An 11,285-nucleotide genomic window follows, 5' to 3' on the forward strand; every position below is an offset into this window, starting at 1 on the left:
CTGGAAGTGCTCTCCCACCAGGTCACACCCGAACAAGCCGCTGGGCTTGCCGGGGTGATCGTGGTCGCCGGCGAAGCGCTGGCCGGTCCGCTGGGCGCACGCTGGGCTGGCTGGCTCGGCGAGGGCCGCCTGATCAACGAATACGGGCCGACCGAAGCCTCCGTGGGCACCACCATCCACCCCGTGCCGGCCGACGCCGAAGGCGTCGTCCCCATCGGCCACCCCCTGCCCGGCATGCGGGTCCATGTGCTGGACGAGGCGATGCAGCCGGTACCGGTCGGTGCCCTGGGAGAGCTGTACGTCGGCGGCACCGGAGTGGCCCGCGGCTATGTGGGCCGCCCGGAACTGACCGCGCAACGGTTCGTCCCCGACCCCTTCGGCGATGCCGGCGGACGCCTGTACCGGACCGGGGACGTGGTGCGGTGGAACGCCGCCGGAGCGGTGGAATTCCTCGGACGCGCCGACGACCAGGTCAAAATCCGCGGCTACCGCGTCGAACCCGCCGAAGTAACCGCAGTCCTGGCAGGAAGCCCGCTGGTGAGTGAAGCCGTCGTGACCGCCCACACCGACGACGGCGAAACCCGCCTGGTCGGCTACGTCGTACCCGCCCACGGCCCCGGCACCGCACCCGGCGACGAACTGAGCACCTACCTGACCCAGTCGCTGCCCGAGTACATGGTCCCCTCACTGTTCGTCGAACTCGACACAATGCCCTTGAACCCCAACGGCAAGGTCGACCGCAAAGCCCTGCCCACCCCCACCCACCACACCGACCAGACACAGCACGTGGCACCCGGCACGCCCACCGAGCGCAAGCTCGCGGAGATCTGGAGCGAGGTCCTCGGCAAGGAGCGGGTCAGCGCGACGGACAGCTTCTTCGAGCTGGGCGGACACTCGATCCTGGTCATCCAGGTCATCGCGGCCGCCCGCCGGGAAGGACTCCCGCTGTCGCTGTTCATGCACTACCAGGCTCAGGACCTGGCGGAGCTCGCCGCACTGGTCGACGCGGCCGCCGTGCCCGAGACGGAGGCGGCGGATACCGCGCAGCAGGCGGAGCCTTCGGCGCCGTCGGCCGGAACGGCGTTGTCCGCCGCTCTGCCCGCCGCGCTGGACCGGCACAAGGTTCCCGGAGCCCTCGTCGCCGTGGTCGAGGGCGGTGAACTCGTCGCCGTCGAGGGCTTCGGCTCCCTGACCGCGGACGGGGGCGAGCCGGTCACCCAGGAGACCGTCTTCCACGTCGGCTCGCTGAGCAAGCACATCACCGCGCTCGGCGTGCTCAAGCTGGTGGACGAGGGGCGGCTGGATCTGGACGCGGACGTCAACGAGTACCTCGTCGGCTGGCGCGTGCCGCAGGACCCCGACGCGGTGCCGGTGACCGCCCGGCACCTGCTGGGGCACCTGTCCGGGCTCACCCCGACCCCGGGCAAGGGCTTTTGGCGCGGCGCCGGCCCCGTGCCGTCGCTGCTGGACCTGCTGCACGGCAGGGCACCGGCGACGACGCCTCCGGTCGGGCGTGAGGGTGTTCCCGGCAAGGAGTTCCGCAAGGCGAACGTCCACTACTCGGTGCTCCAGCAGCTCATGACCGACGTCACCGGCCGCCCGTACGACGAGCTGATGCGGGACCTCGTCTTCGAACCGCTGGGCATGCGGGCCACCAGCTTCGACCAGGCCTTCCCCGAGCGGACCGGTCGCCCGGTGGCTCTGGGGCACGACGAGGAGGGACGCCCCGTCGACGGCGGTTGGCTGATCCGGCCGGACCAGGCGGCGGCCGGTCTGTGGACGACCGCCGCCGACCTGGCGAAGGTCGCGCTGGAGGTCCGCCGCTCCGCGCTGGGCCGCCCGCTCAGCCTGCTGTCGAGGGAGACGGCGCAGCTCATGCTCGCGCCGAGCAGCGACAGCTTCTACGGCCTGGGCACGGTCGTGGACGCCACGAACGACGAGGTGCAGTTCGGCCACGCCGGCTCGCCGGTCGGCTACCAGGCGGTGTCCCTCTGCCATCTGCGCAGCGGTGACGGCTTCGTCGCCCTCACCAACGGCGCAGCCGGCAAGGACGTCGTGGCCGACATCGCCGAAGCGCTGGGCCATGGTGCCCGGCGGTCCTCCCTGGGCCTTGACGGCCGGGGCTGACCACCAGCGGGCCCGCCAGGCAGGGCCGACCCGCAGGCGTCGGCGGACCGATCCCCCCGGTCCGCCGACGCCCTCCACCAGACGGAACGCGTCCCCCGAGACCTCCGTCGCCGTCCGACCACGCGTACAACCCATGCCGAGGAGCGCCGCATGACCGCACGACACCTGATATCCCTCGACGACCTCACCGACGCCGACCTGCGCCACCTCGTGGAGCGGGGAGCCGCCTTCTCGAGCGGCACGGCCACTCCGGCTCCCGTCCTCGACGGCACGATCGCCGGCATCTACTTCCGGCGCACCTCGACCCGCACCCGTACCGCCTTCTCTGCGGGGGCGCTGCGGCTCGGGGCGCAGATCATCGCGTACAACGGCGGCGACCTGCAGACCAACACGGGGGAGACCAGCGAGGACACGGGGCAGGTCTTCTCCCGGATGCTCGACGTGCTGGTCGCCCGGACGGCCGACGACCCGGCGGAGATGCGGGGCTGGGCGGCCCAGCCCCGGATGTCCGTGATCAACGCCATGAGCGCCGACGAGCACCCCACCCAGGGTCTGACCGACCTGAGCACGCTCATGTGCCGCTTCGGCCGCGTCGAGGGGCTGCGGCTGCTGTACGTGGGAGAGGGCAACAACACCGCTGCCGCCCTGGCGCTGGGCCTGGCCCGCTTCCCCGGCACCGAACTCGAGCTGCGCACCCCGCCCGGCTACGGGCTGCCCGAGGACATCCTGGTCCGGGCGCGCGCTCACGCGGAGCGCTCCGGTGCCACCGTGACCGAGCGGCACTCGATGGACGAACTGCCCAAGGACGTCCATGTCATCTACACCACCCGCTGGCAGACGACCGGGACCAGCAAGCCCGACCCCGACTGGCGCTCCCTGTTCGCGCCCTTCCAGGTCACCCGGGACCTGTGGACGAACAACGCCGACGCCCTGTTCATGCACGACCTGCCCGCCCACCGGGGCGAGGAGGTCACCGCCGAGGTGCTCGACGGCCCGGCGAGCATCGCCTTCGACCAGGCCGAGAACAAGATGCACAGCGCCATGGCGGTCCTCGAATGGAGCCGCCTCGGCACCGCCGGTACGCCCGGCACCTTCGAATGAGCCTGACGGAGGAGCACCGCGAAGGAGGGGGTGCCCAGCCCGGCACGGCGCCGCCACCCCCACTGCGGAAGAACAGGGCCTTCCTGCTGCTGTGGACCGGCGCCGGGCTCTCGCTGTTCGGCACCCGGGCGAGCACCGTGGCCTACCCCCTGCTGATGGTCTGGTACGGCGGCTCCCCGACCGGCGCCGGACTCGTCGGGTTCGCCGCGCTGCTGCCCCAGCTGCTCCTGCAACTCCCCGCCGGGGCCCTGGTGGACCGCCTGGACCGGCGCCGGCTGATGATCCTGTGCGACCTCGCCGGGCTGACCGCCATGGGCAGTGTCGCGGCCGCGCTGATCAGCGGGCACCTGTGGCTGCCGCACCTGATGGCCGCCGCGTTCGTGGAGGGCTCGGCGGCGATCTTCTACCGGCTCGCCGAGCGGGCCGCGGTGCGCAACCTCGTCCACCCGGACCACCTGACCGTCGCGCTGACCCGCAACGAGGCACGTGGACAGGGCGCCGGGCTGCTCGGGCAGCTCGGCGGCAGCTCCCTGTACGCGGTGGCCCGATGGCTGCCGTTCCTGCTCACCGCGGTGTCCCATCTGACCGCGCTGATCACGCTGCTGCTGATCCGGAAGAAGTTCCAGTCGGAGCGCCCGCAAGCGCCCCGCGATCTGCGCCGGGAGGTCGGTGAGGGGCTCACCTGGGTGTGGCGGCAGCGGTTCATGCGGGCCGCCGTGGGGCTGATCGCGGGCAGCAACATCCTCTTCCAGGTGCTGTCGCTGGCTCTCGTGCTGATCGTCAAGGAGAACGGCGGCTCCCCGGCCACCATCGGCCTCATCGGGACCGTGTCGGGTGTGGGCGGCATCCTCGGAGCCCTCACCGGCTCGTGGTTCCTGAAGCGGCTGTCGCCCGGCGCCATCGTCACCGGCACGCTGGCGGTGTGGGCGCTGCTGATGACGCCCGTCGCCCTGGTCGACCAACCGGTGCTCATCGGCGCGCTGTTCGCAGGGATGTCCTTCGCCGGCGCCCTGCTCAACGTGGCGGCAGGCGTGTACCAGGTGCAGATCACCCCGGACGAGATGCAGGGCCGGGTGACCAGCGTCTTCGCTCTCATCGGCTCCGGCATGAACTCCGCCGGGGCGCTCGCCGGCGGCCTGCTGCTCGCGGCCTTCGGCACCACGCCCACCGTCACGGCGGTCGCGGCCGCGATGGCCGCCATGGCGCTGGTCGCCGTGCTGAGCCCGGTCATCAGGACCGCGGGGCGTACACCGGAGAAATGACGGAAGAAATATAGGCCTCCCCCGCACAGTGGGGAGGCGGACGGGCCACTCGCGCACCAGCGCCCGTACCCACGCGACCGGGGCCGAACGCGGACACACGCACGCTTCCGGCACCCAACACCCTTTCAGGAAGGCATGCCACCACGATGTCCGCCCATCGCACTGCACCAGCGGGACAGCCGCTGCCGCTCCTGGTCGAGGCCGAGTCCGCGGACCGGGACGTCATCCGCCTGATCAAGTCGGACCGAGAACGGCTGCGGGCGTCACTGAGGACCCACGGTGCGCTGCTGCTCCGCGGCTTCGACATCGGCGGGATCGACGGGTTCGACCAGGTGGTCAGGGAACTGTCCGGTGACCCGCTCACCTACTCCGAGCGGTCCTCCCCGCGCAGCACCATCAAGGGGAACGTCTACACCTCCACCGACTATCCGCCGGAGGAGGAGATTTTCGTCCACAACGAGAACTCCTACCAGGCGAGTTGGCCCCGGACGCTCTACTTCTACTGCGACCAGCCGCCCGAGACGCAGGGCGCCACCCCGCTGACCGACATCCGCAAGGTGTACGCCTCCATCGACCCGGCGGTCCGCGAGGAGTTCGCCCGGCGTGGCTGGATGGTCGTACGCAACTTCCACGACCACTTCGGCGTGGCCTGGCGGGAGCTGTTCAACACCGACGAGCGGGCCGAGGTGGAGGCGTACTGCCGCTCCAAGGACATCGAGTTCGAGTGGCTGGGCGGCGACGCGCTGCGAACCCGGGCGCGCCGCAAAGCGATCCACACCCACCCCGAGACAGGGGAGACAGTGTGGTTCAACCACATCGTGTTCTTCCACCACACCACGCTGCCGGCCGAGGTGCGTGAGGGGCTGCTCGGCCTGTTCGGCGAGGAGGACCTGCCGACCAACACCTACTACGGCGACGGCGGCCGCATTCCCGATGAGGTCACGGACCATCTGCGGGCCTGCTACCGGGCGCAGACGGTGCGCTTCGACTATCAGCAGGACGACGTGCTCGTCGTGGACAACATGCTGGCCGCGCACGGCCGGGAACCGTTCACCGGAGCCCGTCGTATCGCAGTCGCCATGGCGGAGCCGTACGCGCCGAACGCGCGGTCCGAGCGCGGCGGGGAGTGACCCCGCCATGACCATGCACCACTCCACGCCCGGGAGCGCGTGGCTGCGCCGCTATGTGCCGCGCGCCGACGCCCGGCTGCGGCTGGTCTGCTTTCCGCACGCCGGCGGCAGCGCGAGCGCCTTCAGGGACTGGCCGGAGCTGCTGCCGCCCGACATCGAGCTGATCGCCGTCCAGTACCCCGGTCGGCAGGACCGGTACGGCGAGCCGCTGATCGGGGACTTCCCGGTCCTGGTGTCCGAGGCCGCGCGGGCCGTCCTGCACTGTTTCGACCGGCCCGTGGCGTTCTTCGGCCACAGCCTCGGCGCGACCGTCGCCTACGAGGTCGCCCGCGCCCTGCGGGCCTCCGGGGCACCGGCGCTGACCCGGCTGTTCGTCTCCGCGCGCAAGGCGCCCTCGGTTCCCCGCCCGGACACCGTCCGGTTCGGCACCGAGGAGCAGATCATGGCGTACATCCGGAACCTGGGCGGATCCGGCGCGGCTCTGCTGGAGCAGGGCGACGACCTGCTGGAGCTGATGCTGCCCATGTTGCGCAACGACTTCGGGCTCGTCGCCTCGTACCGCTACGTCCCCGGATCCCCGCTCGACTGCCCGGTGACCGCCGTCATCGGCGACCAGGACGGTTCCGTGAACGAGGACGAGGCCCGGCAGTGGTCCCGGCACACCGTGCGGCCGTTCGACCTGCACACCCTGCCCGGCGGTCACTTCTACACCGAGACGGCCACCGACCGGCTCGTGGCCCTGGTGGCCGACACACTGAGCGACGTGGCGAAGAGGAGCTGACCACCCCATGAGCACCCACCCGTTCGAGGACCCGGACGCCGCGTACCACGTCCTGGTCAACGAGGAGGGACAGCACTCGCTGTGGCCCGCCTTCGCCGAGGTCCCGGCCGGCTGGACCGTCGTCCTGCCCCAGGCGGGACGCGAGGCGTGCGTCGACTACGTCAACACCCACTGGACGGACATGCGGCCCCGGAGCCTCGGCCGGCACGTGGCGTGACGCCGCCGTAGCCGCGCCCTGCCCGTACCGCTTCCGGCCGACGTCCTCGCGCCGTCACGCCGTCACCCGATCTTCTTCGATACCCGGACCCTGGTGGAAAGCCATGCCCATACCCGAAACAGCACAAACCGTGAGTCTCCCTCTGTCGGCAGCGCAAGCGGGTGTCTGGGCAGGGCATGAACTCGACCCGACCGGTGCGAAGTACAACATCTCCGAGTACATCACCTTCCACGGTGACGTCGACCACCGTCTGCTGGAGGCCGCCTGGCACCAGCTCCTCCAGGACGCGGAGACGCTCCGGGTGCGCGCCATCGTCAAGGAAGGCGAGGAGCTGCGCCAGCTGGTCGTCCCGGAGCTGAGCCCTGGGCTGCCGTTGATCGATCTCACCGGGGAGGACGACCCCGAGGCCGCCGCCCAGGAGTGGATGCACCGCGACCGGCACCGGCCCGTCGACCTCGCCGAGGGCGGTCTGACCACCTTTGCCCTGCTGAAGGTGGCAGAGGAGCGCTTCCACTTCTACGAGCGCATCCACCACATCCTGATCGACGCCTCCGGCGGCCCGTTGATCAGCGGCCGGATGGCGGAGGTGTACTCCGCTCTGGCACGCGGCGAGGAATTCGGCCCGAGCGGGTTCGCCCCGCTGGCCCAGCTGCTGGAGGAGGACGCCGACTACCGTCGCTCGCCGGCCCGCACCGCGGACCGTGAGTACTGGTCCGAGCTTCTCGCCGACACCCCGGAACCGCCCCGGCTGGTGGACACCCAGGAACTCGCGCCCCCGGACGGGCAGGTCCTGTTCCTGCGGCGCAACGTCCGGCTGCCCGCCGCCGACTTCGAGCAACTGCGGGTCGTGGCCCGGCGGCTGCGCTCGATGTGGCCCGTCCTGACCATCACCGCCACGGCCGCCTATCTGGCGCGGACGACCGGCAGACAGGACGTCGTCCTCGGTCTTCCGGTCACCGCCCGGACCACACCGGCCGACCGCCGCACTCCCGTACTGCGTTCCAACGTGGTGCCCCTGCGGGTGCGGGTGGCCCCGGGCGACTCCCTCGCGCAGCTCGTCGCCCAGGTCACCCGGGCCACTCGCGCCGCACTGAAGCACCAGCGCTACCGCTACGAGGACATGCGGCGCGACCTCAAGCTCCTCGGTGACGGCCAGACCCTGGTCGGCCCTGTCGTCAACATGATGGACTTCGACTACGACCTGGACTTCGCGGGGCTGCGCACCACTGCCCACAACCTGTCCAACGGCCCGGTGGACGAGCTGTCCATCGCGGCCTACCACCGCGCCGACGGGGAGGGGCTGACCCTCGCCTTCGACGCGAACCCGGCCTTCTACGACACCGACCGGCTCGCCGCCCACCAGGACCGTTTCCTGCGGTTCCTGAGGGGTCTGATCGCCGAGCCGGAGCGCCCGACGGGCGAGGTGGAGGTGCTGTCCCCCGAGGAGCGGCGACTGCTGCTGACGGAATGGAACGCGACCGACCGGGCCGTGCCCGCCGGGGCGCTCGGCGAGCTGTTCGCCGCGCAGGCCACGGCCGCCCCGGACCGGGTCGCCGTGGCGGCCGACGGGGTGGAGCTGACCTATGCCGCACTGGACGCGAGGGCGAACCGGCTGGCGCGACGGCTGATGACGCTGGGCGTGACGGTGGAGTCCCCGGTGGCGCTGCTGCTGGAGCGCTCCGTCGACGCCGTGGTGGCGACGCTGGCCGTGGTGCGGGCCGGCGGCACGTATGTGCCGCTGCACTCGGGCCTGCCGCCCGAGCGGCTGGCGTGGGTGCTACGTGACGTCGGCGCCACGGTGCTGCTCACTGACCGCGAGGTGCCGGAACTGCCGACGCGCGTGGTGACGCTCGAGCGGACACCGTGGTCGAGCGAGCAGGCCGGGGACGACCAGGACAACCCCGGGGCTCCCGACATCACCGTGCACCCTGACCGGCTGGCGTACGTGATGTACACGTCGGGTTCGACCGGTGTGCCCAAGGGCGTCGGGGTGCGCCACCGCGATGTCGCGGACTTCGCCTTCGACCGGCGCTGGGTCGGCGGGGACCACGACCGCGTCCTCATGCACGCCCCCCAGTCCTTCGACGCCTCCACGTACGAGATCTGGGTGCCGCTTCTGAACGGCGGCCGGGTCGTGGTGGCACCGCCGGGCCAGGTGGACGGCGCGGTGGTGGAGCGGATGGTCGCCGAACACGGCGTGACAGCCGCCTTCCTGACGACGGCCCTGTTCAACCTGATCGCGGACGAGCACCCCAAGGCCTTCGCCGGGATGCACACCGTCTGGACCGGCGGCGACGCCGGCTCCTCCGCAGCCATGCGCCGAGTCCTCGAAGCCTGCCCAGGAATCACCGTCGGCAACGGCTACGGCCCCACGGAGACCACGACGTTCGCCGTGACCTCCCTCGCGCGGACGGCCGACGACATCGGCACGGTTCCCCCCATCGGTACGCCGCTGGACAACATGCGCTGCTACGTCCTGGACGCGGGTCTGCGGCCGGCGCCGGTCGGTGTGGTGGGCGAACTCTTCATCGCGGGTTCCGGTCTGGCCCGCGGCTACCACAACCGCCCGGGCCTGACGGCGGAGCGCTTCGTGGCCTGCCCGTTCGGTGCTCCCGGAGAGCGCATGTACCGCACCGGCGATCTCGTCCGCCGGCGCGCCGACGGACAGCTGGAGTACGTGGGGCGGGCCGACTTCCAGGTGAAGGTGCGCGGCTTCCGCATCGAACTGGGCGAGGTGGAGGCCGCTCTGGCCACCCATCCGTCGGTCGCCCAGGTCGTCGTCGTCGCGCGGGAGGACCGCCCCGGGGACCGCCGCCTGGTCGCCTACGTCGTACCGGAGGGCAAGCCCGCCGATCCTGCCGACCTGCGCACCCATGTCGCCCGGGAACTGCCGGAGTACATGGTTCCTGCCGCGTTCGTGGTGTTGGAGCGGCTGCCGTTGACGGTGAACGGCAAGGTGGACCGGGGGGTTCTGCCCGCGCCGGAGTTCGTCTCGGGTGCGGGGCGTGCGCCCGGTTCGGGCGTGGAGGAGGTGTTGTGTTCCCTGTTCGCCGAGGTGCTGGGCCTGGACGAAGTGGGGGTGGAGGACTCCTTCTTCGATTGTGGTGGCGACAGCATCATGGCGATTCAGCTGGTGTCGCGTGCGCGTCGGGCGGGCTGGGTGTTCTCGGCGCGGGATGTGTTCCAGCACCCTTCGGTGGAGGGCCTGGCGCGGATCGCGGCGCCGGTGGGTGCCGGTGGTGCGGTGGCGGAGTCGGCGGGTGCCGGAGTGGGTGTGGTGCCGTTGACTCCGGTGATGGAGTGGTTGCGGGACCTGTCGGGGCCGGTGGAGGGGTTCCACCAGTACGTGGTGGTGTCGTTGCCGGGTTCGGTGAGTCGTGGCGCGCTGGTGGACGCGTTGCAGGCTGTGGTGGACCGGCATGACATGTTGCGTTCGCGTCTGGTGCGTGAGGACGGTGGGTGGTCGCTGGAGGTCGCGGCGCCGGGTGAGGTGGACGCGGGTGGCCTGCTGAAGCAGGTCACCGTCCCCGACCTCGACGAAGCGACCGTGAAGCAGCACGTACGTCACGCCGGCGGCCTGCTCGCCCCGGACGCCGGGAGCATGCTGCGGGCCGTCTGGCTGGAGCCGGGCCGGCTGCTGCTGGTGGCGCATCACCTGGTGGTGGACGGTGTGTCGTGGCGGATCCTGCTGGAGGATCTGAAGGCGGCCTGGGAGGGCCGCGAGCTGGAGCCCGTGCCGCTGTCGTTCCGCAGCTGGGCGCGACGCCTGCACGAGCACGCCGAACAGGGCAGCTACGCCGGCCGCCTGGACTTCTGGCGGGAAATGGTCGGACGGCCGAACCCGCCGCTCGGCTCCAGGGCTCTGACCCCCGCCGAGGACACCGCCGCCACCCAGCGCGAGATCACTCTGCCCCTCCCTGCGGAGCTGACGGAGGCGCTGCTGACGCGGGTACCAGCGTTGTTCCACGGTGGTGTGAACGATGTGCTGCTGGCGGGTCTGACACCGGCGGTGCAGGAGTGGCAACGCCGACGGGACCGGGAGTCGGACGCGGGGGTGCTGCTCGATCTCGAGGGGCATGGCCGTGTCGAGGAGCCGGGGGTCGATCTTTCGCGCACGGTGGGGTGGTTCACGTCGATCCATCCGGTGCGTCTGGACGCGAGTGGGGAGTCCTGGGACGAGGTGTGTGCCGGTGGTGCGGCTGCCGGGCGGGTGCTGAAGCGGGTCAAGGAGCAGATGCGGGCCGTCCCCGACGACGGCATCGGCTACGGCGTCCTGCGCCACCTCGACCCCGCGGCGGGCACGGAACTGGCCGCCGGGGCACGGGCCGAGCTGGCGTTCAACTACCTGGGCCGGTTCACCGGCGAAGCCGGCGCCTGGGAGATGAGCTCTCGTCCGGGCATGGTGGGCGCCGGCGCCGATGCGGGGCTGCCGTTGGCGCACGCGCTGGAGCTGAATGCGGTGACGTACGACCTGGCCGAGGGGCCGTGTCTGCACGCGAGCTGGGCATGGGCCGACGGGGTGCTGTCCGAGGCGGAGGTGCGGGAGCTGGCGCAGCTGTGGTTCGAGGCCCTGGAGGGGCTGGCCCGGCACGCCGACGCACCCGGCTCGGGCGGTCTGACCCCTTCCGACCTGGACCTCGTCCAGCTCAGCCAGGACGAGATCGAAG

General features: G+C 71.5%; 7 protein-coding genes. All 7 read left to right on the top strand.

Translation table 11 applies throughout. The annotated features are described in order from the left end of the window. The coding region (locus ABZ027_RS42395) for a serine hydrolase (RefSeq protein ID WP_356778323.1) at nt 1–2,127 on the top strand (2,127 nt) is incomplete at its 5' end. Nucleotides 2,128–2,277: 150 nt separating this feature from the next. After that, nucleotides 2,278–3,228 carry an ornithine carbamoyltransferase gene (locus ABZ027_RS42400; RefSeq protein ID WP_356778325.1) on the top strand — a complete coding sequence of 317 codons (951 nt, stop codon included), beginning with the start codon at nt 2,278–2,280 and terminating at the stop codon, nt 3,226–3,228. Beyond that, nucleotides 3,225–4,490, top strand: a complete 1,266-nt coding sequence (locus ABZ027_RS42405) for an MFS transporter (protein ID WP_356778327.1) — start codon at nt 3,225–3,227, stop codon at nt 4,488–4,490. Before ABZ027_RS42400 ends, ABZ027_RS42405 begins: the two co-directional genes overlap by 4 nt. 146 nt (nt 4,491–4,636) lie before the next feature. Next, nucleotides 4,637–5,620: a TauD/TfdA family dioxygenase gene (locus ABZ027_RS42410; RefSeq protein ID WP_356778329.1), complete on the top strand. Its 984-nt coding sequence runs from the start codon at nt 4,637–4,639 to the stop codon at nt 5,618–5,620. Between the two features lie 7 nt (nt 5,621–5,627). Further along, on the top strand, nt 5,628–6,401 hold the full coding sequence (locus ABZ027_RS42415; protein ID WP_356778331.1) for an alpha/beta fold hydrolase: 774 nt from the start codon (nt 5,628–5,630) through the stop codon (nt 6,399–6,401). Nucleotides 6,402–6,408: 7 nt separating this feature from the next. Continuing rightward, nucleotides 6,409–6,618 (top strand): MbtH family protein, encoded by a 210-nt coding sequence (locus ABZ027_RS42420; protein ID WP_356778333.1) that lies wholly within the window; start codon nt 6,409–6,411, stop codon nt 6,616–6,618. A 130-nt stretch (nt 6,619–6,748) separates the two neighbouring features. Beyond that, nucleotides 6,749–11,285, top strand: a 4,537-nt coding sequence (locus ABZ027_RS42425; protein ID WP_356778335.1) for an amino acid adenylation domain-containing protein, incomplete at its 3' end; no start/stop codon positions are given.

The organism is Streptomyces sp. NPDC006332 (genome assembly GCF_040612855.1).
Lineage (GTDB): Bacteria > Actinomycetota > Actinomycetes > Streptomycetales > Streptomycetaceae > Streptomyces.